The sequence below is a fragment of the Enterovibrio baiacu genome (genome assembly GCF_004120195.1).
Taxonomy (GTDB): domain Bacteria; phylum Pseudomonadota; class Gammaproteobacteria; order Enterobacterales; family Vibrionaceae; genus Enterovibrio; species Enterovibrio baiacui.
The window spans coordinates 39356-66129 of sequence record NZ_SCHN01000011.1 but is presented as its reverse complement, the minus strand read 5'-3'; the positions used below and the strand labels follow the sequence as shown (position 1 = coordinate 66129).

The window sequence follows — 26774 nt, the reverse complement described above, 5'->3', positions numbered from 1 at the left end:
GTGATACGTTCACTCTAAAAGCCGCCATGTCATGTGGCGGATTTTTTTAACACAACACTAGACGACCGGTCTAATGGCTATTCACTACCATAAGAAAAAGGATATTGCTTTATGTCAACACCGTCAGAAAACGCACGCATCGTACTTGCCTCCCGCCCTGTAGGCGCGCCTGTTGCCGATAACTTCCGCTTAGAAAATGTCAACATCCCAACCATTGGCCAAGGCGAAGTGTTGCTGAAAACCATTTACCTCTCTCTTGACCCTTACATGCGTGGTCGCATGAGTGACGCGAAATCCTACGCTGAACCTACCGCAATTGATGACGTGATGGTGGGTGCGACTGTTTGTCAGGTGGAAGACTCACAACATCCCGAGTTTGAAAAAGGCGAATGGGTATTATCATTTTCAGGTTGGCAATCCTATGCCGTGTCTGACGGCGAAGGGCTTCTAAAACTGGGGCAATCACCGTCTCACCCTTCGTTTGCGCTGGGCATCATGGGTATGCCAGGTTTTACTGCGTACATGGGCTTACTGGATATCGGTCAACCAAAAGACGGTGATACCCTCGTCGTTGCTGCAGCGACTGGGCCTGTCGGCGCGACGGTAGGTCAAATTGGTAAATTGAAAAGCTGTAAAGTGGTCGGCATTGCCGGCGGTGAAGAGAAGTGTCGCTACGCAGTTGAAACCTTGGGCTTTGATGTGTGTTTAGACCACAAGGCTGATGATTTCGCTGAACAGTTGGCAGCTGCTTGTGATAAAGGCATCGACGTTTACTACGAAAACGTCGGTGGAAAGGTCTTTGATGCCGTGTTTCCATTGCTGAATACCGGCGCGCGAATTCCTGTCTGTGGCATGATTTCTCAGTACAACGCAACTGAACTGCCAGCGGGGCCGGACCGCATGGGCATGCTGATGGCGACCTTGTTGATCAAACGTATCAAGATGCAAGGCTTCATCATTTTTGATGATTACGCGCACCGCTACAACGAATTTGCCGCAGACATGTCACAGTGGTTAGCGCAAGGGAAGATGCAGTACAAAGAACAGGTGGTCGATGGGCTAGAAAATGCGCCTGACGCCTTTATGGGTCTATTGGAAGGCAAGAACTTCGGTAAGTTAGTGATTAAAGTGGCTGACGCCAACTAACTGACTAAGTTCGCCCAGATTCAGGCCGTATAAATAGAAAGGACGAAACGAATGTTTCGTCCTTTTTGTTTTCATCCTGCGATAAGTGTTAGTGCCAGATGCGAGATATAAATGGCTTAGGGCACCAGCTTTCTTACCAAGCTTGAAGCGAACAAATAGTGCGGATCATAGTCACGGAGTCGCGCTGCAGTCTCCTCATAGGAACGTGTTGCAGTAGTGAAGGTTGTTGGCACAGTGTTGGCAATGAAATCTTCATTTTTCCATGCCCCCGCAGCGTTGTACCCCCACCCTTTCGACCACTCAACCCTGACTTGATGCGCGGGCAGTTGTTGGTAGAGCCATTCTTCAATTTCTTGATAGAACTCCCCTGCCCACGGCATGTCCGCAAAGGTCAGTAAGTCTAGCCACACCACGGTATCCAGATTCGCATCCTGTGTGTCAGTGGTTGCTGAAAGCGCAGGGGGTTTTGCATTAGAAAGGTTGAGCCCGTCTGTTTTGTCCACGCCCGTCACCCTGATTTCCATTGGCCCAGCAATCGGGTATTGGCCTCTGCCCGCATACTCTGATTGAAGACGGAGATAGACGTTAGCGAAGTCATGTAAAAACGGCTGAACATCTGCACGGTTGAGGTGCACGGCATACCCATTCGCTGTCACGCGCAAGGTGGTTTCGCGCACATACACCAAGGTCTTCCATGCCGGCCCCCAAATATCGTAATTCTGCGCGAACAAACTGCGTGCATGGGTGTTTTCAGGTTGCGTCGATTCGACCGCTTCAATGTAAGGAAGGAAAGCCTCGAATTCTTCTTCCGTGATGGTCTCATTATCCACGCCATCGCCGGTCAAGCTTCTCGCTGATGTATTGCTAACGACCTGATTATATAAATTCTCTCGATTCGCCCCGCCTTTTAATGCGAGGGTCGTTGTAACGGATTGCAAAATACCAAAAGCAGGCACCAATTTGGGTTTTGCAACCAAAATGCCTTTAATGATGTTTGAAATGAACAAGGGAATATTGTCGCTAAACGCATAGTTGTATGCCCCTGATACAGCGCGCGAAGACGCAGGTTTTTGCGGCTCATTGCTCCACACTTTTAGCCACGGTTTCTGGCTAAAGGGGAACCAAATAACTTCCATGCGCCCTGCCGAATCCAAAATCTTCGCAATCGACAATGGCGTTTCTTCTGCTGTTGATGCAAAGAGTTCAGAGTAATGCACATCCGTGAAACTCTGGCAGCGAAGGTTATAGTTGGGCAGCACATACAGTGTCGCTTCAAGAATGATGGTAGCGCCAAGCGCTGCCAAGAAGAGATCGCCATCTTCTTCGTCGCGGTGGAAGGTTCTCAGGGCGTATTTGCTGCCGTCCCATACCAGCGCGGTTACCGACAAGACATTGTTGCTTATACTGCCGTTTAGCGATTCATTCTCTTTTGAATCGTTGTAGCTCACTTTGGTGCCATGACCACCGATTGAAAGCATGCCTGCGAGAGAAAGGTTACCCGGCGCAGGGGTATTTGAAAACGCATAACCGGGAATGTCTGGTTGTCCGCCAGTTTGATTGGCGAGAAAGGAATACAAGTCTTCTGACTGCACACCACATCCCGCTTTCACCACACCATAATCAGCATGGGACTCGAGCATTTCAAGGTGATTAAACTGAGACATATCAAGCAACAAGGCTTTATCTTTGGGCTCGTCTTCCGAAAGGATCAATGGCGACCAATTATGCATAGAGCCGAACGCCTTAATAAAGTGTCCATTCTCCAATGCCCATTTCGCGACGGATTCAAGGTCTTCTCGTGATGTTACCTTGGCCGCTAATACGCCACCAACCTTAATATCCTGCGCCCAGTTTTCATACGTGATGTGATAAAACGGACTGTCACAGCCAGAAAGAAGGAATGACATGGGAAGCGATGAAACCGCAACAGAAGTAAAAAGTAACCCACGGCCATTTTTTAAAAACGTTCTTCTTTCATTGTTGAATTTAGACATATCTATCCCTTTGATTAAAAATCCATTTATGAACATAGAGAGCACGACCACCTACAACAAGTGCTATTTATTCAACATGATTTCATTCCAACCAAATAGGACACCCTCTAAGATTTAATACCTTGTAAGACATATTTAACTGCGACGTCAGATTTATAAAAAAGCGCACACTTTTCTCATAAAAAGCGCTTACTTTTCTTGTTCTTGTCTTTATAAAGGAGAAGATTGTACCTGGAGTGGCACGCACTTTGTTCTTTTTAGGGACGCGAAGATTAAAATGTGACAAAACAGAAAACTGATGCGTCGCCAAAAAATATATGTGCTGATTAACATAGGGAAAGTGCCTATATTTTATTCAGGAAAAGACTCAATTTATTTCATGGGCAATCGTGTAACCGCAAGCATGCGCATAATCGTAAATGTTGGCACCTTCACATCTCACGAAAGAAACAACAACGACGGTTTCTTTATCCCCCTCTATTACACATAATCACTGTATCTAAACAACACGAAGACGATGATTTCACCTTGTTTAGCCATGACATATCCCTACATCGGAGGCTTTCAACAATGACCACACGACAAGCTATTACTCTCGTCATTTCCCATGTTGCTGCTGTGGCGATAGGCTTTGCTGTCGGTATCTACACCCTGCCCATCTTAATCGCCCCTGAAGGCCCATCTACGGCGGAAATAACGTCAGTTTCAGCGAGTGCCAATTACACGGCAGAGTTCCGTAAAGATCTGAAAGACAGCGATACCTTTCATTGGGGCGAAGGCAGTGTTGCCATTGGGCCTGATATAATTTCATTCATGGGAGAGCTCGCACCCGGACCAGACTACAAGCTGTACCTTTCCCCTGAGTTTGTCGAAACAGAAACCGACTTTATCAATTTAAAAGGCAAGATGACCCAAGTCGGTGATGTTAAAACGTTTGAGAACTTTATCGTCAAAGTGCCTGAAGGCATTGATCCTTCTCAGTTCAACACCGTGATTGTGTGGTGCGAAAGCTTCAACGAGTTCATTACAGCAGGGCGCTATAAATAAAACTCAGGTCTATACCCAAAACAAATATAAAAACAGCCACGCGATTGTGGCTGTTTTTTATGACACCCATTCAGTGATCAATAGAACCGCTCTCGAATGGCCACAACCTACTATTGCAGCGATGTATCCGCACTGGCTGTTTCAATCTTAATCTTGAAATAATGCATAAGGTTTGCCGTATCTGGGTAGACCAAGTCTTTGTCATCCGTGTTTAACATCGGGATTTCGACACTGAATTTTTTCTCACCCGCGGCATTCTTCCAGAGTCGAACCCGTGGTGGCATCATCAATAAACTGGCAGGCAACGTGGGCGCAGGCGTACCCACTGTTTTTCTAATTTCATCATCAAGGTAGTTAGCCGACACATTCAACAAATTCATATCAATGTCATCAAACTCTTTCCGTTCAAAGAAATCCACCATGGAAGAGATGGTGTATACCCCACCGGCAGCAATCCTGCGACCTTTAAAGTTTTGAGCAATGGTGCCAAAGTACAAATTATTGATTTTATGCTGTCCTGCAATGCCCAACGCATCCGCAGACAAACTCACTTCTTTCGCGTTGCCTGCAAGCTTGGTGTGTCGAGCACTGAACGCCACCTTCCAACTGAGGGTTTGTTGATTCGCCAATGGCGTGATGCCATAAAACCAAGGTCGGAAGAGGTAAGAGCGCAAGCCCGAAAATAGCCCTTGGATTTCTCCAACGCCGCCAGGAATACTCTGCACATCGCCAGCATCACGCTCATGTTCGTCATACGACGTTAAGTGCAAATGTGCGATGGACGGTGGACGCACTTCCACCAGCGAGCCATAGCTATCTGGTCTAGGGTGGCAGTAATGATTAGTGCTAATGGCCGAGTACACATTGCTGTTTGGGTTATTCGTCGCGGGCGTTTCTTGGGTCAACCTTGCTTTGCAGTAAGTCACTCGTCGGGAGTCGGTGGGGGTGCTCGTCACAATGATATCGTTTTGGCGTGCATCTGCCGCAAACACAACCAGGCTTGTCCATCGCAGTGGGTTCCAATCGCTTTCTTCCCGCTCTGCAGAGTTACCGAATGGATCCACATTATTCGAATCAAAATGATCTTCCATGCTCCCTGTTTGCATTGAGTTCGAGGATGCCCCCATGTAGATCGACCCGCCGCGACTGCCGTAAGTATCAAAGTTACCGAAGTCATTCGACGATGCTGTATAGGTGAATTTTTGGTGCACTTTCAGCACGCCCGCAGCATTGGGCCAGCCTTTCGTGTCTTTCACGTTTCGGCTTGCTAACACCGGCTCTGACGCATAAAGCGACCAGCCGCCATTGTTCACCGCGGCACAACTCACAAACGCATTGTGCATGTAATCTTCATAACCGCCGGGGAAGAACCAACCATCCAAACCATTTTCACGCGCCATCAGGTTCGTCAACGTATTGTAGGCTCCATCAATGCCGACAAAGCCGTTCCAAGGCATACGTTCAACGACGATGTTCATGAACTCGTTGTACGATGCGCGAGCTGTGGTGTAAAAGTTACCGGGAAGGTAGGGTGTCATTTGAGACACCAAGGAATAATGTGTCACCAAGTTATAGAAAGAGACTTCGACCTTTACGGTATTCGCGGGTAAACCGCCGGGCACAACCACGGTCGTCTTCGTGTCATTTTCCCCAATCGGTTTGTGATACACACGGGTTTCACCGCTTGTCTTAGGTTTTCCCGTGGTTTGTCTATCATCGGCATTAATACCAACAATACCGCCAGCGAGCTTTGAGCCAACGTTGGCATAGCGCGCCACTTCTTTACCATTGGCAGCAAACGCCCTCACCCAACGTACCAACGGAATATCAACTTTGTCGTCCAACAGCACTTCTTTCGGTGTGTTGTACGCGCCTCGTGCTGGCACAGTGATTTCTGAATCACCTTTACCATTGTTTAACTTGAACGACGTCAAACCAGCCCATACAAGAGGAAAGGTAAAACGTTTTTGAGGCTGTCTATTCGGTTGCCCAGCCCAAAACTGAGTGGTGCTGGGTTGCGCAGATGCTGACACTGAAGGCTGTGGCGGCGTGTGCCCCAAGATGATGCCGTTACCCCCATCCCCTTTGTCTTTTAAGCAGCCACTGACCGCAAAATCCGCCAAAAAAGTCGAACCACACTGGGTGAGAATACCGTTATTATCCGACCCACCAATCGGGCAAAGTGCCGTCGGGTGTTTTGCAACGCCGCGCAACGCTGAACTCAATGATTTTCGTCGTACATAAGACCCTTGCCCACGGAAAAAACCCGATCCAACAGGGATAATCAAATCGCCAAGAATAGGAAAGTACCCACGCCCAAGCACCACATTAAAGCCCAGATCAAGCTTTGAATCTGGCACAAGGTTTCCTAACTCGTCTCGTGTACCTAGGGCTTGTTCAATCTTCAATTGGTTTTCTTTGGCGATTGCCCTCACCCGTGTTTTATCTGCTTTCCAAGCCGCTGTTGCCTCTTGCGAAGAGTTACCGATAGATTCAAGATCCAACGTTGAGTCCCGAGGAGAAGGAGGCTCTTGAATCAATACAGGAGGAACAGGTACTTCTTCGGGGGGAAAAATGGCGTTTATAACTCGCTCAAAGAAAATGACGACTTGCCTAAAAAAACTGCCTAATGCCGCCCAGATACCAGCGAGTCTTTCGCTAAAATCATTCATCGCACCACTCCATGTTTACCATAGGAAATAGATCATCAAATCGATGCGAAGACCATCCTCTGTCTAAACCACTGACATCGTTTAATTCACACTTGCTGGCCGAATCCTTCGTTCAGCAAAGAGAAACTTCGCCCCGTAGAACGTGCAAAGTCACCTCTTCACTTTATGCAAAAACACCTAGCAACAATGTCTAATTATTGTGATAACAACAATAATAAATGACTAGTTTTATAGACTTTTGATGTTAAGACAAAAAGAGTGGATGCATCTCCCCATTATTCAAAGTCGCCATTCTCAAATATTGTTAATTCGTTGTATGGTGTTGAAAATGCGTTTTCATGTAATAACATTTAGATTATGAACATTGATGCTTAGGTAGCTTTTGGATGCAGATTATTAATAGAACACTGTATTTCTGGATAGCTTCTCTCAAAATTTCCGAACACAAATGTATATTCTCACTCATGATTTTCTCCTCTAACTTTCAGTAACTATTATCATTTCTCTCAAGATGTAGCAGCCCAAATAATCCCACTGTTTTCACTTCACAATGACTACTTTCTTTGACTTCATTTCAATAGCATTTGTGGTGCTAGGAATAGCGCGACGTCTTGGCTTAATGCTTCTAAAAAAATAGTGAGTAGCTATGCCAATAAAAAATTTAAAACAGAGGAAGTACATAATGAGCAATAAAATCTTACAAGCGACAGTGTTTTCCATTGCGATGAGCACAACTCTGACTGCGCTTGCTGAGAATGACACCGCCAAAAACGAAGGCATCATCAATGGCATCAACTTTGGCCCTCTTGCACAACTTGTAGGGACATGGAAAAGCGACAAACCGGGTGGTGTTGATGTGTCGCCTGCACAAGCCAATACGGCACAAGGTGAAGGTGCGCCAGCAGCAACACCACTCTATGAAGTGATGACGTTTGAAGTGGCCGCTGATGCAACCAATGCCAGCGAGCAATATCTCGCCGCCATTTACTACAAGCAAGAAGTGTTCAGGAAAGTAGATGACACCAAATTTCATGATCAACGTGGTTATCTGATTTATGACCACAAAAATCAGACCGTGTATAACTCATTCTGCGTACCGCGCGGCACCTGTGTCGTTGCAGAAGGCAAAGCAGGAAATGATATGACCTTGGTTGCCTCTGGTGAAGGCATCGCCCAATCAAACTTCATGTCTGAAAAAGCATCAACCAAAGATTTCACCATGAACATCAAAATCGATGGCAACAAACTCACCTATACCGAGACGGTGAAGTTGGACATCTATGGGAAACCGTTTTCGCACACTGATAGCGATACACTGGTTCGCCAAGCACAATAAGCCGTTCACCCTCCACATTTTGTGGAGGGTTTTCCTCATGAATGACCCGAATACACCGCCCTCACTTTTACCCCACCTTTTCCGAACTCAGCGCGCCACATTCCACGCAAAAAACACGTATGCCTTGTCCACGCATAGCTGGCAAAATATAAGCCAGTCCCCCTTTTGAATTCACGCTATGGCCGTGTGGATTGAGAGATAACAAGATGAAATCAAAGATGTATTCAACACATGCAGAGCAATATGATCTTGCCGTTCAAGATAACCTCTACAATGCACATTTCGAACGTCCAAACCTACAAGCAATGCTCGACGACCTCGCAGGTAAAAGCGTATTGGATGTAGGTTGTGGGTCGGGCGTTTACGCGCAGTTTCTTTTGGCGTCAGACGCCGCAGCGGTGACCTGTATTGATGCCTCACAGGCGATGATTGATATTGTCTCACGCAAGTTTTCAGGTGGCGTCACTGCCTATGCGCAAGACGCTTCTCAAGGACTACCTCACGAAGCTTCAGACAGCAAAGATGTCATCATTTGCCCACTTATGCTGCATTACATTGAAGATCTAACCTTGCTCTTTAAAGATGCGCATCGCGTACTAAAATCTGGTGGGTACATGGTGTTCTCCACCCATCACCCGTTTGCTGATTTTGATTATTCCACCAGCGGTGATTACTTCAAACGAGAGCCGGTTATTGATTTGTGGAACACCGTTGGCGAACCCGTTGAAGTTCACTTCTTCCGTCGTTCACTCACAGAACTATTAGGGGCTGCTACACAGAGTGGACTGCTGATCTCGCAGGTTTCTGAGGGCATCGTCAGTGAAAAAATCAAAGCACTGTCACCAGACACTTACCATTCTATGCGGAGACAGCCTCCTTTCATTTTTGTGAAATGCTTAAAACGTTAATTTAAACAAAAAGCGACAACGCGCCCACCATGTAACAATCACTCCTCTGACCACTGATAAGTAAAAACTATCAGAGTGATAGCGAAGAGCGATTTCTCTTCACACTGAGGCACACGTATCCTGTGCTTATTGGTGGAAAGGAGGATATTACAATGGCAGGTCAACGAGCATTAGTGGTTGAAGGCGGAGCAATGCGTGGCATCTTTGCCAGCGGTGTTTTAGATGCGTTTTTAGATAACGACTTCGCGCCTTTTGATTTTGCCGTTGGTGTGTCTGCGGGCGCATCGAACTTGTTAGGCTATCTGGCAGGGCAACAAAAGCGCAGTTATCACGTCATTACTGAGCTTGCCACTGACTCACGCTTTTTCAATCCAACGCGCTTTTTACGCGGTGGCAATCTGATCGATGTGCAATGGCTGTGGGATGAATCTCACTCGCGCTTCCCGCTTGATCGAAAAACCTTTTTTAACGCCATTCCACTGCTCGCGACTGTCACCAATGTCGACACGGGATTAGCGGATTACTACTGGATTAACGAAGATAACATCACCGATGTTATCGAAGCCACATCTGCGCTGCCCATTGCGTATCGTCAGACGCCTTGTTTCTCTGGTGGTTGTTACACCGATGGTGGCGTAGCCGATTCCATTCCTGTCGCGGAAGCGTATCGCCGCGGTGCACGTGATATTACGGTTGTTTTATCTCACCCTGCTGATTTCACCATGTCGCCAATGAAAATGCCTGGGTTGATGGATCACCTTCTGAAAAAGTACCCGAACATCGCGGACGCCATGCGCCAACGTGCTGAACGCTACAATCAATCACTCAGCTTCATTAAAAACCCACCCGCCGATTGTAAGGTCCGTGTTATCGCGCCACCTAAAAACTTTTCGATTGGTCGCTTCACCATGAAAAAATCGAAGCTCGATGTCGGCTATGAAATGGGAAAAAAGGCAGGAAGACGTCATATTGCAAAGCAAGGTAGCGCCAACAATACGCCGCACATCGCTTTTGCATTAGCAACCACGGCACCCTCGAAAATGAGGGCTATCAAGCCAACGAGCAACAGCGATCGTTTACGCGCGTCGTTGTAAAACACGAACCAATCGCGTGTTACGCCTTAGAAGTTCAGAGGGATGCTCATCGTACACTCGACCGACAGGCCATTGACTTAACGCACCTCAACGGGTAGCGGCACTAACACCACCCAATGAAACGCTGTTTGAGTTAAAGGTTGCACCAATGTAAAAGATGCTTTAGTTTCAGGGGAGTTAGTTTAAAAACCACCAAACAGAAAAGAGTATTTATGTTTACTTCATCGCTATCACTCTGGCTTCTCCTCCTTATGCCCAACAGTCGGTAGCTTTACTCTTTTCCGGCTGTGAGTAATGCAGCCGGATACCATTTCTCACAGCCTTGTTTTCTTTCCCAACGACAAGCAAGGACGTGACAACATGAATAATACATCCGCCGCCGAACAGCCCAATTCCGATTATCGCCAAGGCATTATCTTTGCGTTGATCGGCACCGTGCTTTTTTCCCTAAAACCTGTTCTGATCAAACTTGCTTATGCAGCAGGTGGCGATGTAACCGACATCATGAGCCTTCGTGCCGTCTCTTCTCTCCCACTCTATGTCGCGATACTTATCTGGCTATGTCGCCTCCCAGAAGAACGCGACAAAGTGCGAAAGTTTGGTGGGCAAGCTGTGCTCGTCGGCATCCTTGGCTATTACTTTGCCTCTTTGCTGAACATCACGGCGCTTGAGTTTATTTCTGCACAACTTGAACGCCTGTTGCTGTTTCTCTTTCCTTCTTTTGTGGTGATCATCAGTTGGATATTTCTGAAAGAACCACCGCGCAAAGGCACCTTTGTGTCCATTGGCTTAGGCTATGCTGGCGTGGCCATGATCGTCTTGCATGACTTTAGTTCGTTTGGTTCACAGGTGTGGCTAGGAAGCGCTCTGGCCGTGGGAGCAGCTTTGTTATTCGCAACGTACTTGGTACTGAGTAAGACAGTGATCAGCAAGATCGGGCCACAGCTTTTTACCAGTATTGGTATGGGCAGCGCGGGCGTTGTCATCATGATTCAACAGCAGTGGCAAGGTACGCAGTTCAGCAACATGTCTGATGAATTGATTTTTCTAGGTGTCGCACTGGGCTTTTTCTGCACCGTACTACCGTCATATTTTGTCGCAGCAGCCATGGCGCGATTAACACCGTCTGTACTGAGCTTAACAAGCAATGTAGGCCCTGCCATCACCGCCCTTTTTGCCATCACCCTGCTTGATGAAGCATTCACGATCTGGCATGGCTTGGGCATGTTGTTGGTTGTTTATGCGGTAGTAAGAATTAACAAGAAGGCATAAAACAAGAAAAGCGGGAACATTCCCGCTTTCTCTATTTCCCTCTAGGCGACGTTATTTTCCGACGTCGACGCCGTAGCGAAAACAGGATGTCATGTGGTCATTCACCATGCCTGTTGCCTGCATGTACGCGTAACAAATCGTGCTGCCGACAAACTTAAAGCCACGCTTTTTCATCGCTTTGCTCATTGCATCAGATTCTGCAGTGGTCGCTGGCACATCCGACATGCTCTCCCAATGATTGATGATGGGCTTTCCACCCACAAACGACCAAACATACGCATCGAAGCTGCCAAATTCTTTTTGAATCTCCAGCACCAACTTGGCGTTCGTCACTGTGCCATTCACCTTGAGCTTATTTCGCACAATGCCGGGATTCGCCAGCAATTCCGCTATTTTTTCTTCGTCGTAAGCGGCAACGGTTTCAATGTCAAAATGATCGAAGGCTTCTCTGTATCCTTCGCGCTTTTTCAAAATGGTCGTCCAGCTCAAGCCCGCTTGCGCGCCTTCTAAAATCAGCATCTCAAACAATTCTCTATCATCATGAACAGGCACGCCCCATTCCGTGTCGTGATAAACCTGATCAAGTTCGCTTACATTTGCCCAGCTACAACGTTCCATCGTTTTTTTCCTTGAGAAAGTGAATAATGTCAGCCCAAAAACACTGTATATATAACCATAGATAAGAAACCGTAGATAGAAAAAGAGGATGCAATGATGAGAAATGCATCCTCTTAGTATGGGTATAGCCTGTTTCGGGATAGGACACTTGACTGTCCACTAAACCGTTTGCTTTAGCCGAGCTTTACCGTGGTTTGTGCATTCAGCGATTCAAGCGCCGCCTCCGCCAACACCAATGCCTGCTCGCCATCATAGCCAGAGCATTGAGGCTCGACTTTGCCCTCCAACACATCAACAAAATGCTGCCACTCAGCGATGTAGGCTTTCTCGTAGCGCTCAAGGAAGAAGTATTGAGGTTTTGCACTGCTGCAATCTTCTTCCCCCCAATGCTCGACCAAATGCTCACGCACGTTACCGGCTTTGAGCATGCCTTTGCTGCCATGCAGTTCTATGCGTTGATCATAGCCGTAGCCAGAGCGGCGACTGTTGATGATGTTTGCCATCGCACCAGAGGGGAAATGCAACACGATCACAGCACTGTCGATGTCTCCCGCTTCTCCAATCTCAGGGTCGACTAAACATGAACCATGGGCTGAGACGGATACAGGGTCTTCTCCCATAATAAAACGCGCCATGTCGAGGTCATGCACCGACATATCACGGAAAATGCCGCCAGACACTTTGACGTAATCTACGGGCGGTGGCGACGGATCGCGTGACGTAATCACTAATGTTTCGGCTTTACCAATCGCGCCACTTTCAAATAAATCTTTCAGCGTACGAAATTGCGGATCATAGCGGCGGTTAAAACCCACCAAGAAAGGTACGCCACTGGCCTCAACGACCTCTAAACAGGTTCTTACACGGGCTAGACTCAAATCTATCGGCTTTTCGCAGAAAATGGCTTTTCCCGCTTTCGCCGCTAATTCGATTAGGTCAGCGTGTGTGTCTGTCGCTGAGCAAATACAAACCGCATGGATATCAGGATCAGACATGGCTTCATCCACTGTCATAACATCCGCACCATACTGCGCCGCAAGTTGCATCGCTCCTTCTTGATAAGGGTCGATCACCGCACGGATTTGGGTTTGAGGGTTAGCAGCGATATTCACCGCATGCACCTTTCCTATCCGCCCACATCCAAACAACGCGATATTAAACATGGCAACTCCTTTTGCTTTTCAATTTTTATAATGTTGGGTGTATGTAATGTCGTTTTAGGGAAACGCCAAACACCTAACGTGAATGCTTTTCTTCATAGACAGGGGAATTTATCCATGCGTGGTCTTCTTCCCACGTGAATAACCATTTGCGAACAGGCCCAGCCATGACATTGAGGTAGTAACTGTCGTAACCGGCCATCGTGGCGACGGGATGGTAGCCTTTGGGCACCATGACCACGTCTTTATCATACGCAGCCATACACTCATCAAGATCACCATCATCGGTATAAACCCTTTGAATACAAAAACCTTGAGACGGGTTTAACCTGTGATAATAGGTTTCTTCCAACTGTGTTTCTTCGGGTGGCGCATCGCGATCATGCTTGTGGCTGGGGTAGGAACTGGTGCACCCTTCATCGGTATACACTTCAACCACCAGCAAGCTGTCTGCATCTTTGTCGTCTGGCAAGATGTTGTGCACGTATCGCTGATTATTTCCATGACCACGCGCTTCCGCGCCCACATCATCAGGCCCAATGAGGCGTGATGGGTATGTTCCTTTGCCCGGCGCAGAGCATACCGCCAGCTCCAACGCGGTTACCGCAGTGATTGTTGCCGTGTCACCCGCTGTGACATACAGAGAATAGGGCTTTGTGCGTTCAAACGGGTTAAGACGCTCACCAATCACGCCCAGGGAGGCTCCCGCTAAGACCGCTTCCGCTTTCCCCGCCACTATCACCAAGCACAATTCAATATCCGCCCCTGCATCGAAAGTATGCGTGTCTCCTTCGGATAAGGAATACGCTTCAAAGCCGACATATTTCCAACCCGCAGATTCAGGGGTGATGTGCTGATAACGCCCAGAAGAGGTTAACTCACGCTTTTTAGAGAGAAGATCAGGCACACGTCCTCCTTGCTGGTGTTTGATTGATTCGTTACTCGTTTCAAGACGCTAAACCTGTCCATGGTTTGTTTCTTGAATCGGGTCTAGCGGGCAAATTGAAAACATTTTCAATTTGCCCGCTAGAAATAATAGAACATTTTTTTCAAACATCAACAAAATGAAATTTTTATTTCATTTTGAATCAATTTTGAAATAGACTCATTGTGTAACTGGATGGCTATCACTCGCACTTTCGCACCAGTTGAAGCTATCGGACACGTTAGGATGACCACAAAACAGTAAAGCCAGTAATCCATAAGACAGGTGAGTTTAAAGAGAGACGCCAAAGGAGAAAGGCATCATGAATCAAACCAAAAACGTTGTTCTACCCTCGTTCTTTGCGTCATCAGACGTTCGACTCGATGACTTTCATGTTCTCTGTCACCAGGTTGTCCATGCTGATCAGTATCCGCTAGCAAGCTCCATCATTAAAAATGTCGTTATCTATGATGGAGAAGTCATCCGTCAACACCCTGAAAAGTATCGTGACTTTCAAAATGAAATGGCGTCCGCATTGCGTGATGGCCCCGGCGTTTTCGCCGTAAAACGCTTTTTTCAGGACACACAAGTGATTGACGAAATGAGTCAGGTCTTTGAGGAGATTTTAGAATCAGAGAAAGGGTATGGTGCTGGCGACCACTTCGGAAAAACGGGCCCGCAAGCCAACGGTAGGATTTGGAATGTGTTCCAGAAAAGCGCCATTGCAGCGCCATCAAACTTCGTTGAATACTACAAAAACCCGCTATTAAGCCTCGTCTCTGAAGCTTGGTTAGGCCCACATTATCAAGTCACTGCGCAAGTGAACATTGTGAGACCCGGCGGTGAAGCACAGGTTTCCCATCGCGACTACCACTTAGGCTTTCAACAGCCAGACGAAACCGTGCGTTACCCTCTTCACATTCAGCAGATGTCATCCATGTTGACGCTACAAGGCGCTGTCGCACACACAGACATGCCCATTGAGAGTGGCCCAACCAAGTTGCTTCCCTTTTCGCAACACTATCCCCTCGGATATGTCGCTTATCACGATGACGCATTTAAGGCCTATTTTGAGCAACACTGCGTTCAAGTGCCTCTAGAAAAAGGTGACGCGGTCTTTTTTAACCCTGCACTTTTCCATGCTGCAGGCGCAAATAAAACGCAAGATTTCCACCGTTCGGCGAACTTATTGCAAGTTTCTTCGACGTTTGCCAAACCCATGGAAACCGTCGATCTCGCTGACATCAGTCAGGTCATCTATCCTTACCTTCGCCAAGCATGGGAGAACAATAGCTTCAGCGATGCAGAAAAAGTCGCAATCATTACAGCAGCGACCGACGGCTATTCTTTCCCGACGAACCTCGACACGGATCCACCGATTGGTGGTTTAGCGCCAGAGTCGATGGAATCGCTATTACTCCGCGCCTTGAACAACCAATGGTCACACAAGGCCTATCAAGAGGCGTTAAGTGAACTGCAGTCCAAACAAGGCGCGTAACGACAAACACGCATTCCTCACCCATCGCTGAAAAACACTTGTGTGGTGGAAAATTCGGCGTAGTCTGTGCGCGAATTTCCACCATAGAAGACGAACAACGTGTCGAACATGAATACATTTAAGCGCGGCCAAGCCATCCCTTTGATGGATGGCTACACCATTGCGCTCATCCAGCGAAACGACCTTAACGATATTATCGAGATGCTGGGCGACCCAAAGGTCACGGAATACCTCTACTTTGCGCCCGCGCCAGAAGACGTTTACCGTGATTATTTTGGTCCTATCATTGAAGGCACAGCGGAAGCGATTGGCCATGGTGAATGGCCAGAAAGCCCAACGGCCATCATTCGCGACCACGAAGGTCGTTTCATGGGCATGGTGGGTCTGCATGCGGTGATGTTTTTGTCGGGGAACTATGAACTGGGCTACCAGTTTGCTCAACACGCGTGGGGTAAAGGCCTTGCAAGTCGCGGTAGCACGTTCCTTCTGTCTATTGCCTTTGATGTGTTTGGTGCACACAAAGTGGCCGCAGATTGTTATCGCTCAAACGAAGGTTCTTATAAAACGCTCGTTAAAGTCGGCTTGGTTGAAGAAGGCTGTCAAACTGCGTACTACAAAACGCAATCAGGCTTTGATGATCGCCTGCACTATGGCATCACCAAAGCACAATACAACGCGCTTTCACGCTAAGCGATAGCCATAAAAAAACCCGCAAAATGCGGGTTTTTTCATTGTTGCTGGAAGCAATTACATGCTGAATATGTCTTCACCGTCTTGCAAGACAGTTTCCGCATCTGTCCAGATAGTGATGGATTTTGAGCCCAGTGTGAACACATACGCATCCAACTCACTCACTTGAGAATCCGTCAATCCCATAAAGGCAATCTGTTCTGCTGAAAGCTCTGCTGAAGGTGCAGCATCAGCTTCGTAATCCCAATTGAAAGCTTCAAGGTTAAACGTGTCATCACCCTCACCCAAATAAGCCACAAAACCATCCCAGTTACCTGGATCGACATTTGTCGTGGTTTGGAAGTTATCAGACTGCGCATCAATCGCGAATGCATTGACTGTGACTGTTTGATCTCCATCACCAGTCGCAACAACTGCCTCCACTTGAGCTATCGGCTTAGGACCACCATTTACACCGTATGATTTTCCAGAGAAATCGATGTTCGCGTCGCCATCGACCAAAATTTTGTCAAAACCACGGTCGCCAACATAAATCGTTTTGTTCGCTTTCAAAAACGCTGCATCATTGAAGTCATTTTGGTCGAAGATCATGGTGTCATTACCTTCACTACCAATGTAGATGTCTTGGTCTTCACCACCGTCCATGATGATGTCATCTTCAAAGCCCGCTTGAAGAACGTCGTTACCTGCGCCGCCGTACAGTGAATCATCACCGCTCGCACCGAACAGTTTGTCATCACCGTCGCCACCGTAAAGGATGTCATCACCTTGGCTGCCGTTGATCACGTCATCGCCCGCACCACCGTAGATAGTGTCGTTGCCTTGACCGCCAATCAGGTTGTCATCACCTTCGTCACCGTTGATCAGGTCATCGCCGTCACCACCGTGGATGTAATCGTCGCCTTCACCACCGCTGATGGTGTCATTGTCGCTGACAAATACTTCTTTTGTGGTTTCTGCAAACTCAGAGTAATCAAGGTCACGAAGGTTCTCATAAGAATGAGGGACCAGCGTTAAGTCTGTCGCGGCAGTGATTTCTGGGCCTTCGATTTGTAGAAGGATTTTGCCGTTCTCACCAAGGTTGTGGTAGTGATGGCGGTTACCGTCCAAATCCACATCGATAATCGCGAACTTATAAACGTTGCCGGCTGCATCGCAGTACTTGAGTGTGTAATCCAAGTTAACCGCGTACGTGTTTCCATCAATGGTGACAGACTGCGACTTATCATCAGAGTATTCGTTACAGTAGTTATCACCGTTCAGAACGCCATCGTCGTCTTGGAAGGTAACTTCAGACGTACCGCCATCAAACGCAAGTTTCTGAGGGAAAGACCACGTGTGGAAGTTACCGCCCGATGGCATTTCGAAATCATCACCCATGATGAACACGCTTGCGGTCGGGTCGGTTTCAATGGTTTCGGTTGCTTCTTGTCCACCGTAAATGGTGTCGTTGCCTTCGCCACCGTAAATCTCATCGTCGCCCCATTGACCGTAAATGGTGTCATTACCTGCACCGCCATCAATGTAATCATTGTCGTTAGATTTTTGTGTTGTCGCGTTAGCAACATCATCGTAATCCAATTCATTGATGTTTTTGTATGAATGAGGAACAAGTGACAAATCGGTAGCGTCAGTGATTTCTGGGCCGTCGAGTTGAAGCAACAGGTTGCCGTTTTCATTCAAGTTGTTGTAATGGTGGCCGTTGCCATCCAAATCAACGTCTAGAATGGCAAAGGTATAAACGTTGCCATCAGAATCGCAGTACTTAAGGGTGTAATCCAAGTTCACTGGGTACGTGTTACCGTCAATAGTCACGGTCTGTGATTTATCGTCAGAGTACTCGTTGCAGTAGTTATCACCATTCAAAACGCCATCGTCGTCTTGGAATGTAACGTCTGTTGAACCACCATCAAATGACAGATCTTTCGGGAAAGACCAAGTGTGGAAATTACCACCAGCCGGCATATCAAAATCTGCACCCATCTGGAAGACAGTGACGCTTGGGTCTTCGCTAAAATTAGGCGTGGCCGTGTTGCCGTAAATGATGTCATCACCATCACCGCCGTACAATTTGTCATTGCCGTTCTCACCGGAGATATGATCTTGACCTTTCAGGCCAAAGATAGTGTCGTCGCCATCACCACCAACAATGGTGTCATTCAGGTCTGCTGGATCCACTGTCTGAGGCTCAGTGATATCTGCATAGTTAAGGCTGCTAACATTTTGGTAAGAGTTTGGAACCAAAGAAAGGTCTGTGTCACCTGTGATCTCTGGGCCATCAATTTGGATTAGGATCTTGCCGTTCTCGCCGACATTACAGTAGTGGTGACCGTTGCCGTCTGCATCGATATCAACAATCGCGAACGTGTAGATGTTGCCATCGCTGTCGCAGTATTTGAGGCTGAAATCCACGTTTGCAGAATATTCTTGGCCACCGATATCAACGGTTTGTGATTTGTCATCAGAGCGCTCATTGCAACGATCATCGCCATTTAGCTGGCCATCGTCATCGTTAAAAGTGACATCAGTCGTTGAGCCCGTGAAGTTCAATTTAGGTGGAAACGACCAAGTATGGAAGTTGCCGCTGTCCATGGTGAAGTCAGCGCCCATCACGAACATTGCGCCAGTCTTTTTAGAGTCATCACCGTTACCGATGTCACCGTACAAAGTATCTGCGTTTGACGTACCGTTAATATCTGCCATTTCCTTTGCCCTCACTTGTCTGTCTTATGTGCGCCAACGAATGACAGTCATACATCTTCAATAAACAGCCCTGCTTACAATGCAGCACTTATATTTGGGATAGCTAACATTCATATCACGCTTGCTGTGACAACAGTTTTATAGATAAGACATCATTAAACAATGGGTTTGGGGCATGTTCATAGCAAAGTCAGTTGCTTGAATTAATAAGATCTTTCAGGTTGAGCAATGAAGTACCAATATAAACATGAGTAAAGTATCAGTTTGAAAAAATAATTAGGCACACTGCATAGATTACCTATATCAAAAATACACACCAGTAACTGTCGGAATGGACTAAAAACAAAAATAAATTAGATATAGAAAGCAAGAAAAATGGACATAATAGTTAAAAATAAAGAAAAGGGATATAGAGGACGCTAAATTAGTGAGTTATAGGACACTGATTTATATTGATAATAACACGATGGGATTAATAAGAACCGTTATAAACACCCATTCAAACGTCGACAAATGATTTACTTAGCACTTCCAATTATTCCGCATAATGCCCGGTAAATAAAAACACCACAAAAAACACCAACCCATTAACGAAGCGGCACCTTAAAGAAACCAGAAAACAATAAAAAGCCCAGCACTTCGCTGGGCTTTAATATTTATCTATGAAGGTATTAGCATTAGGTTAGGCTAAAAATATCATCACCGTCTTGCAGGATGTTTTCAGCATCGGTCCAAATCGTGATGGCTTTAGTACCTTGTGTAAACACATACGCATCCAATTCACTCACTTGTGAGTCAGTCAATCCCATGAAGGCAATCTGTTCAGCAGAAAGCTCTGCAGTCGTTGCTGCATCTGCTTCGTAACTCCAGTTAACCGCTTCAAGGTTAAAGGTGTCATCACCTGCGCCCAAGTACGCTACAAAACCATCCCAGTTACCTGGATCCACATTGGTGGTGGTTTGGAAATCGTCAGATTGAGCATCAATCGCAAAGGCGTTAACGGTTACCGTTTGGTCCCCCTCACCTTCAGCAACAATCGCTTCAACTTGTGCAATTGGTTTTGGACCTGATGTTACACCGTAAGACTTGCCAGAAAAGTCGATGTTCGCGTCACCATCTACAATGATCTTATCGAAGCCACGGTCACCCACATAGATGGTTTTGTTTTCAGCCAAAAACGCTGAATCTGAGAAGTCATCTTGGTCGAAGATCATGGTGTCATTACCTTCACTACCAATGTAAAGGTCTTGGCCTTCGCCACCGTCCATGATGATGTCGTCTTCAAAGCCCGCTTGAAGAATGTCGTTACCTGCGCCGCCGTACAGTGAATCGTCACCGCTCGCACCGAACAGTTTGTCATCACCGTCGCCGCCGTAAAGGATGTCATCACCTTGGCTGCCGTTGATAACGTCATCGCCCGCACCACCGTAGATAGTGTCGTTGCCTTGACCACCGATCAGGTTGTCATCGCCTTCATCACCGCGGATGAGGTCGTCGCCGTCACCACCGTGGATGTAGTCGTTACCTTCGCCACCGTTGATGGTGTCATTGTCAGTAAAGTTCTGCTCTTGAGAAACAGTGATAGTGAACGTGGTGTCGTTGTAATCACGGTCACCCAGGTTCCACAAGTCTTCCCATGCGGATGTATTTCCGTTCACATTTTCATGGTCTTTGCCGTCGCCGTTTTCAGCAGCGTTAGACACATAAACAACAGAGCTGCTTGAACCTTGTGAAACCGTTGAGCTAGTACCTGACAAGTTCAGTGTTACTTCACCCACATCAAAACCAGCACGGTCGCCGTTAGGGATAAGGAACATGCCGAATGACTGACCACCAGACACATCAATATCAACAGACAGGTCAGACACGTTCTTCACGTTATCAGCGATAACCGCGGCACGTACCACGTTGCCATTTTCATCAATCACGTAGTAACCGATGCTGTTGTTGTACGCTGCGCTGTGCGTGAAATCACTCACGTTGATTGTTACTGTACCTTCGCCCTTAAGGTCATAGATGGTCGCGCCATCTTGATGACGTAGGTCGAACGTTTGGCTCAGCTCTGTACCACCGAAAATGGTGTCATCGCCGGTGCCGCCATCGATAACATCATCGCCGTGCTCGCCGTAGATAGTATCGTTGCCTGCGCCACCATTGATGGTGTCGTTGTCCGTTTCGTTGTTCACTTTCTGTTGAAGTGACACATTATCAATCAGCGCACCGTAGCTGTCTGAGCGGCCTTCCGCTTCAAAACGGATAGAGATGAAGTCCACACCTTGTGGCACAACAACATCTGCCGTGAATGACTCGTAGTGGTCGTTCGATTGCGTGTTGTCAAAATACTTGCTGTAAATGACTTTGCCTTCTTGGTCGAAGACTTTCACTTCAAACTGGCTGGTTGACGTGTCGCTGCCGCGGTAACGGTTTGCGTAATCGAAAGAAAGTTCAAGAACCGCATCGCCATCAGAAGATAGGCCTTCAACATTCACGTCTTGTTGAACCCAAGTATTTCTGTGACTGTCCAGTTCCAACACAGTATTAGAACCACTGTTTGACGCCGTGCCGCCATGCTGGCCTTGCTGAAGTTCAATCAGGTTAGTGCCAGGTGTGTACCAGCCCGTGACTTGGTGGTCATGGAACAAGCCCCATTTGTTGCCTGCGTTATCACCCCAATCTTCAAAATCACCGTTGATCAGCAGTTCACGTGCACCGTTACCTTGTACACCGTCGTTACCGTAAATCGTATCAGCGCCGTCACCACCTTCGATGGTATCATCGCCATTACCGCCGATAAGCGTATCGTCACCTTCACCACCGTGAATCGTGTCGTTACCTTCAAGGCCATTGATGATGTCGTTCAAATCGCCGGTTTCTGATTGTGAAACAGAGACGTTATCGATCAATGCGCCGTAGCTGTCTGATTGCCCCTTACCTTCGAAGCGAAGTGAAATGCCATCTGTGCCAGCAGGAACAGAGAAATCAACTTCAAAGTTTTGGTAGCTCTCATTAGATTGGGTGTTGGCGAAGTACTTGCTGTATAGCACGTTGCCTTCGTTATCCATCACCTTCACTTCGAATTGGCTTGTCGCGTGGTTATCACCCTTGTAGCGGTTTGCGTAATCAAAAGACAGGCTCAGAGATACGTCGCCATCTTCCGCAAGTTCAGTCACGTCAATGTCTTGTTGAACCCATGTGTTACCGGTTGAATCCAGCTCGAGAACAGTGTTGTTAGACGGCGTGTAAGGCGTACCGCCAAATGAACCCTGTTGAAGTTCAATCGCCATGTTGCCAGGCGTATACCAACCAGCAACTTGATTGTCAGCGAACAGCCCCCATTTTCTGTTGCCATCGTCACCCCATGCTTCGAAATCACCATTCATTAGGAGATTCTCGCCTGACACGCCTGAACCATACAAAAAATCTGAACCGCTAGTCCCTGTAATCTTCGACATCACTTCATCCTCTATTTCTGACTGTGTTCATTTGGTCAAAAGCAGGAGGTGGTTGAGCCCACCGACTTCATACTGCTTGTGCAACCTGAACTTATCTAGATTTCGCGTCTCATTTAAGAGAGCTGTAAAATTGAACTCATGTTTGTTGAGCTCAGTTTTGATGAAGCGAAGGATCTGTACAATAGCCAGAGAAGACGTTCAGCGTAATTTCAGCGATAGGGTCTAATTCTTTGATCACATTTGAATGAGCATCATACGATCTAAAGTACCATTAAAGAATGATTCTATTACTACCCATATGACTCATTTGTGAGTCTAAAAAATCACTTTCTTAATTTTTGCGTGATTCGACGTGGGGATTATGTGAAGACAAACCGAATATCATAATATTCTAATCAATGTCATTTTACGCCAGTAAAATATACAAAACTGTCCAAATTAGCACCTTACTCATACTTGAATATTACTATTATTTTTAAGGCACTCCGTCATCTCTTACACGATATTCGACTAGAATTTTAGTCAATATTTTACAGTTATCATGAGCAAACATGGCGAAACGCCTATAAACCTAGATGCAGTGCACTATAAAGAAAAAAGCCCAACACGAACTCGTGTTGGGCCATATTTGCTAATCTGAAATACTAGATGTTGTTTCCGTTAGTTTGAATAAACTCAGCATCACTCCAAACGGTGATCTTTTTGTCTGCGTAAGTGAAAACGTAAGCACGCAGCTCAGTCACTTGTGCAAAGCTCAGTCCCATGAACTCGATCATGGCATTTGACAAAGTGACTGCCGCAGAAGCACTTGCATCGTATTGCCAGATACCCGTTTCTACATTCAACGTGTCATTACCCGAGCCCAAGTAAGCCACAAAGCCTTTCCAGTCTCCCGGATTAACGTTTGTCTCGGTCTGAATATCATCAGATTGTGAGAAAACCGAGTTGGCATTGATGGTGACTGTTTGATTGCCGGCATTAGCAACGATAGCTTCAACTTGAGCAATCACTTTTACGCCGGGGTTTCGACCATTCTGGAAATAAGAGTGACCGGAGAAATCGATGTTTGCATCACTGTTAACAATCAATTTATCAAATCCACGATCACCCGTGTAAATATTGCCATTTTGGGTTAGGAACGCTTCATTCGAAAAGTCCTCTTGGTCAAAGAACATGGTGTCGTTGCCTTCACTGCCAATGTAAAGGTCGAGACCAGTACCACCATCCATCACAATGTCATCATCGTAGCCTGCTTGAAGAATATCGTTACCCGCATCACCGTAAAGCGCATCATTGCCACCCGCGCCAAACAACTTATCGTTACCCGAACCACCATGGAGGACGTCATCACCATTGCTACCATTGATGGTGTCATTACCTGCACCACCGTAAATGGTGTCGTCACCATTAAAGCCAGTGATAGTGTCATTGCCCGAACAGCCATAAAGCACATCATCGCCTGCAGTACCTTTAATCACTTGGTCAGAAGCTGTAGTACCTGCAATAACACGCATTGAGCGAGGGGCAGAAAAATCGAGGTTCTGACCATTACGTGCTTTCACATTTTCTAGCTGACGATTCGGCGTTGTACAGTTAAAAATACCCAAACGGTTGTAAGAAAGGTTATCCCAATCTGAGAGCATTACCGCAGTACCTTCAGACGGCTCAACATACACTTCGTGCGATTTGATCCAGCTTGGTAGTGAGTAACCTGAGCGCTGCCCTACAGGTAGACAGTATCTTTCACCTGTTTCTAGACTCACAATACAGCCTAGAGGCGCACTGTTAGCGACAACGCGCATTGAACGTGGGGCTGAAAAATCGAGGTTTTGCCCATTGTAAGCACGAACATTTGTCATTTTGTTGTTTTCAACAGTGCCAGAGAACACGGCAAGACGGTTGTATGACAAGTTATCCCAGTCAGACAACATCACGCCAGTACCTTCAGACGCCTGCACGTAAACTTCGTGTGCGTAAATCCAACTTGGTAGTGAATAACCTGAGCGCTTGCCAACAGGTAGACAGTACTTGTCGCCCGTTTGCTTACTAACAATACAGCCCAGTTTTTTGTTGCTCGCGACAACACGCATTGAACGTGGCGCAGAAAAATCGAGATTTTGACCGTTATAAGCACGAACATCGGTCAATTCACGGTTTGTTGTTGTTCCTTCAAACACTGCGAGACGGTTATAAGATAAGTTGTCCCAGTCAGACAGCATCACTGCCGAACCCTCTTCCGCCTGTACATAAACTTCATGAGCACGGATCCAGTTCGGTAGTGAGTAGCCAGAACGTTGACCGACAGGTAAACAATATTCAGCACCCGTCTCAAGACTCACAATACAACCTTGAGGAGTGTCACTTGCTAACGCACTGTTTCCAAGAGAGAGCATCATGAATAAACCTGATACCCCTGCAAATAAACTGACTAATCTGCGCATAATCTAAAACCCTTTAGATAAAAACTGCATTACGTTTCTCGTAAGCGTGGTATTTGAATTTAATTTAAACGCTAGAATCGCCAATTTTTTTACACATTCATACCTGTAATCAAGAATGTACAATATTAGAGATTACTAACAATAAATTTGTCTCAGTTGCGACATGAGGATTAATGACAAGACACTTTGTGACAAGTTTTTACAAGTAAGTTAATTGAATATTCAAACCAAGGCATGAGAAATTTTTAGCCTCGTTTAGTTTTTGAATTATTTAAACAATGAGATAAGCATGAGTGAAGTGTTATCAGTCTGGGCGGGCTTGTTTTAAACGCATATACCCAGTTAACCTAAACAACGTTTAAGTACCTAGTAATGCAGGCGAGAAGCCCGACAAAGCAAACGGGTTCTCGCCAATGTCCGCTAAAAGGAGCTTTACGCTTTTGCCACGGCCTCTTCTGTGAGGTTATTTAACCACTTGGTGCCAAATACACGACGAATTGTCGGCAACAGTTTCACAATCTCTTCAGATGTCATCATGAGAAAAACATAATGAAGTGGCCAATCAAACCAGATCGCGGCCATCGCCGTCATAGGCACCGCCCAAAGCCATTGGCAAACCACATCCATGTTCATGCAAAACTTCGCATCGCCCCCCGCACGAAGCACGCCAACAATCAAGGTGATGTTGATGTTTCTCACCAACGCACTGAGTGCCAAAACGGGAAAACACAGTGCGGCCAGTGAAAGCACGTCATCGCTCACTTGGGTGTAAAGGCTCAACACCTGATTTTGCACCAGCAATATAACCATGGCGCACCCTATTCCCACTATCACCGCCGTTTTTAACGCAAAGCGGGCATATTTTTCACTGATAGCAAGCTTGTTAGCCCCAAGTGCATGACCAATGACAATGGCCGTTGCACTCGATAATCCCGACGCGACACACAGCGACAACGCCTCCAATGCAGAAATGATGGCCATGGTGGCGAGCTCGGTTTCGCCCATCCGCCCCATGATTAGTTGGTAGGTGAAAATCCCCCCACTCCACATCAAGCTGCCAGCGATGATAGGTGCCGTAATGTTGAGGTAGCGCGTGACGGTGGAAGCACGAAACGCAAAATCCTTGGGCGTTAAAATCAGCACAGGGGTGAGAACGTGGAGGGCACATAAAGAGATAACAACGCGCAGAATACGGGCACTTAAAGTGCCGATTGCCGCTCCCATTAAGCCCATTTCGGGCAATCCTAGTAAGCCAAAAATAAGCACAAAACTCAGGCCGATGTTTACACCAATTTCAGCAATAGACATGTAGAGCGTTACTTTGGTTTTACCCAGCGAACGCAGCGCCGAATCCATAGAAATGGTCGGGCCCGCGAGCAAGAGCGCGACGCTGATGATTTGCAGGTAATCCGCCGCGAGTTTTGCCGTTTCGCCTGACGCTTTAAACAGTGAAGGAATGACCATAGGAAATAGCCAACAAAAGAGGAAAATAAGCGTCGACGCGGCGGTGGAAAAGGTGGCGCCTAACGCGAAGTTTCTGCGTAATCCGGCGTCGTCTTTCGCCCCCCAATACTGGGCTAATATCACGCCCATCCCGGTTCCCATCCCCCAGATAAAGATACCTGCAAACCAAAAAACGCGGGCTCCAATACTTGAAGCGGCCACTTCTTGCGTACCGAGTTGACTGACCATGAGGTTATCAATGAAGCCACCGCTACTAAAAAGTAAGCTTTGCAGCGCGAGTGGAAAGCCCAATAGCCACACTCGCCTTAGAAAAAATCCGTATGTAGGTTCAGGCATCGTCCCTCCTCGCCATTT

The 26774-nt window shown here is 46.9% G+C and carries 17 protein-coding genes; 8 read left to right on the top strand and 9 right to left on the bottom strand.

Features of this window, described 5'->3' with window-relative positions:
* Positions 1 to 111: 111 nt before the first annotated feature.
* Positions 112 to 1146, top strand: coding sequence for an NADP-dependent oxidoreductase (locus EQP46_RS12795; RefSeq protein ID WP_129494036.1), 1035 nt, complete (start codon positions 112 to 114; stop codon positions 1144 to 1146).
* 116 nt (positions 1147 to 1262) lie between these two features.
* Here EQP46_RS12795 and EQP46_RS24460 read toward each other — a convergent pair whose 3' ends face one another.
* Positions 1263 to 3140 carry a cholesterol oxidase substrate-binding domain-containing protein gene (locus tag EQP46_RS24460; protein WP_240671724.1) on the bottom strand — a complete coding sequence of 626 codons (1878 nt, stop codon included), beginning with the start codon at positions 3138 to 3140 and terminating at the stop codon, positions 1263 to 1265.
* Between the two features lie 570 nt (positions 3141 to 3710).
* On the opposite strand from EQP46_RS24460, the gene EQP46_RS12785 reads away from it, so the two are divergent.
* Entirely contained in the window at positions 3711 to 4187 is a 477-nt protein-coding gene (locus EQP46_RS12785; protein WP_129494034.1) for a DM13 domain-containing protein, read from the top strand.
* A gap of 110 nt (positions 4188 to 4297) precedes the next feature.
* Here EQP46_RS12785 and EQP46_RS12780 read toward each other — a convergent pair whose 3' ends face one another.
* Complete coding sequence (locus tag EQP46_RS12780; RefSeq protein WP_129494033.1) at positions 4298 to 6859, bottom strand: hypothetical protein; 2562 nt, start codon at positions 6857 to 6859, stop codon at positions 4298 to 4300.
* Positions 6860 to 7541: 682 nt separating this feature from the next.
* Between EQP46_RS12780 and EQP46_RS12775 the strand changes: the two genes are divergently transcribed.
* The 4 genes from EQP46_RS12775 to EQP46_RS12760 all read left to right on the top strand — a co-directional run bounded on the left by EQP46_RS12775 (position 7542) and on the right by EQP46_RS12760 (position 11469).
* Positions 7542 to 8195 (top strand): heme-binding beta-barrel domain-containing protein, encoded by a 654-nt coding sequence (locus EQP46_RS12775; protein WP_129494032.1) that lies wholly within the window; start codon positions 7542 to 7544, stop codon positions 8193 to 8195.
* A gap of 206 nt (positions 8196 to 8401) precedes the next feature.
* Positions 8402 to 9103 (top strand): class I SAM-dependent methyltransferase, encoded by a 702-nt coding sequence (locus EQP46_RS12770; RefSeq protein WP_192545507.1) that lies wholly within the window; start codon positions 8402 to 8404, stop codon positions 9101 to 9103.
* A gap of 152 nt (positions 9104 to 9255) precedes the next feature.
* Positions 9256 to 10197, top strand: a complete 942-nt coding sequence (locus EQP46_RS12765; protein ID WP_129494031.1) for a patatin-like phospholipase family protein — start codon at positions 9256 to 9258, stop codon at positions 10195 to 10197.
* Positions 10198 to 10557: 360 nt separating this feature from the next.
* Positions 10558 to 11469: a DMT family transporter gene (locus EQP46_RS12760; protein WP_192545506.1), complete on the top strand. Its 912-nt coding sequence runs from the start codon at positions 10558 to 10560 to the stop codon at positions 11467 to 11469.
* 51 nt (positions 11470 to 11520) lie between these two features.
* On the opposite strand, the gene EQP46_RS12755 is transcribed toward EQP46_RS12760, so the two are convergent.
* The 3 genes from EQP46_RS12755 to iolB all read right to left on the bottom strand — a co-directional run bounded on the left by EQP46_RS12755 (position 11521) and on the right by iolB (position 14154).
* Positions 11521 to 12087 carry a DNA-3-methyladenine glycosylase I gene (locus EQP46_RS12755; protein WP_129494029.1) on the bottom strand — a complete coding sequence of 189 codons (567 nt, stop codon included), beginning with the start codon at positions 12085 to 12087 and terminating at the stop codon, positions 11521 to 11523.
* Between the two features lie 173 nt (positions 12088 to 12260).
* Positions 12261 to 13250, bottom strand: a complete 990-nt coding sequence (iolG, locus tag EQP46_RS12750) for an inositol 2-dehydrogenase (RefSeq protein WP_129494028.1) — start codon at positions 13248 to 13250, stop codon at positions 12261 to 12263.
* 73 nt (positions 13251 to 13323) lie between these two features.
* Positions 13324 to 14154 carry a 5-deoxy-glucuronate isomerase gene (gene iolB, locus EQP46_RS12745; protein WP_129494027.1) on the bottom strand — a complete coding sequence of 277 codons (831 nt, stop codon included), beginning with the start codon at positions 14152 to 14154 and terminating at the stop codon, positions 13324 to 13326.
* Positions 14155 to 14494: 340 nt separating this feature from the next.
* Between iolB and EQP46_RS12740 the strand changes: the two genes are divergently transcribed.
* Positions 14495 to 15670 (top strand): phytanoyl-CoA dioxygenase family protein, encoded by a 1176-nt coding sequence (locus tag EQP46_RS12740; protein WP_129494026.1) that lies wholly within the window; start codon positions 14495 to 14497, stop codon positions 15668 to 15670.
* Positions 15671 to 15778: 108 nt separating this feature from the next.
* Complete coding sequence (locus EQP46_RS12735) at positions 15779 to 16360, top strand: GNAT family N-acetyltransferase (protein ID WP_129494025.1); 582 nt, start codon at positions 15779 to 15781, stop codon at positions 16358 to 16360.
* A gap of 57 nt (positions 16361 to 16417) precedes the next feature.
* Here the strand turns inward: EQP46_RS12735 and EQP46_RS12730 are convergent, their stop codons facing one another.
* The 4 genes from EQP46_RS12730 to EQP46_RS12715 form a co-directional block, all read right to left on the bottom strand.
* Entirely contained in the window at positions 16418 to 19063 is a 2646-nt protein-coding gene (locus EQP46_RS12730; protein WP_129494024.1) for a calcium-binding protein, read from the bottom strand.
* A gap of 677 nt (positions 19064 to 19740) precedes the next feature.
* Positions 19741 to 22515, bottom strand: a complete 2775-nt coding sequence (locus EQP46_RS12725; RefSeq protein ID WP_129494023.1) for a calcium-binding protein — start codon at positions 22513 to 22515, stop codon at positions 19741 to 19743.
* Positions 22516 to 23159: 644 nt separating this feature from the next.
* On the bottom strand, positions 23160 to 24911 hold the full coding sequence (locus EQP46_RS12720; protein WP_129494022.1) for a calcium-binding protein: 1752 nt from the start codon (positions 24909 to 24911) through the stop codon (positions 23160 to 23162).
* Positions 24912 to 25388: 477 nt separating this feature from the next.
* Positions 25389 to 26756 carry an MATE family efflux transporter gene (locus tag EQP46_RS12715; protein WP_129494021.1) on the bottom strand — a complete coding sequence of 456 codons (1368 nt, stop codon included), beginning with the start codon at positions 26754 to 26756 and terminating at the stop codon, positions 25389 to 25391.
* Positions 26757 to 26774: the final 18 nt, after the last annotated feature.

Coding starts and splice junctions, on each gene's coding strand:
- EQP46_RS12795 (WP_129494036.1), top strand. CDS start 112: ATGTCAACACCGTCAGAAAACGCACGCATCGTACTTGCCTCCCGCCCT.
- EQP46_RS24460 (WP_240671724.1), bottom strand. CDS start 3,140: ATGTCTAAATTCAACAATGAAAGAAGAACGTTTTTAAAAAATGGCCGT.
- EQP46_RS12785 (WP_129494034.1), top strand. CDS start 3,711: ATGACCACACGACAAGCTATTACTCTCGTCATTTCCCATGTTGCTGCT.
- EQP46_RS12780 (WP_129494033.1), bottom strand. CDS start 6,859: ATGAATGATTTTAGCGAAAGACTCGCTGGTATCTGGGCGGCATTAGGC.
- EQP46_RS12775 (WP_129494032.1), top strand. CDS start 7,542: ATGAGCAATAAAATCTTACAAGCGACAGTGTTTTCCATTGCGATGAGC.
- EQP46_RS12770 (WP_192545507.1), top strand. CDS start 8,402: ATGAAATCAAAGATGTATTCAACACATGCAGAGCAATATGATCTTGCC.
- EQP46_RS12765 (WP_129494031.1), top strand. CDS start 9,256: ATGGCAGGTCAACGAGCATTAGTGGTTGAAGGCGGAGCAATGCGTGGC.
- EQP46_RS12760 (WP_192545506.1), top strand. CDS start 10,558: ATGAATAATACATCCGCCGCCGAACAGCCCAATTCCGATTATCGCCAA.
- EQP46_RS12755 (WP_129494029.1), bottom strand. CDS start 12,087: ATGGAACGTTGTAGCTGGGCAAATGTAAGCGAACTTGATCAGGTTTAT.
- iolG (WP_129494028.1), bottom strand. CDS start 13,250: ATGTTTAATATCGCGTTGTTTGGATGTGGGCGGATAGGAAAGGTGCAT.
- EQP46_RS12740 (WP_129494026.1), top strand. CDS start 14,495: ATGAATCAAACCAAAAACGTTGTTCTACCCTCGTTCTTTGCGTCATCA.
- EQP46_RS12735 (WP_129494025.1), top strand. CDS start 15,779: ATGAATACATTTAAGCGCGGCCAAGCCATCCCTTTGATGGATGGCTAC.
- EQP46_RS12730 (WP_129494024.1), bottom strand. CDS start 19,063: ATGGCAGATATTAACGGTACGTCAAACGCAGATACTTTGTACGGTGAC.
- EQP46_RS12725 (WP_129494023.1), bottom strand. CDS start 22,515: ATGTCGAAGATTACAGGGACTAGCGGTTCAGATTTTTTGTATGGTTCA.
- EQP46_RS12720 (WP_129494022.1), bottom strand. CDS start 24,911: ATGATGCTCTCTCTTGGAAACAGTGCGTTAGCAAGTGACACTCCTCAA.
- EQP46_RS12715 (WP_129494021.1), bottom strand. CDS start 26,756: ATGCCTGAACCTACATACGGATTTTTTCTAAGGCGAGTGTGGCTATTG.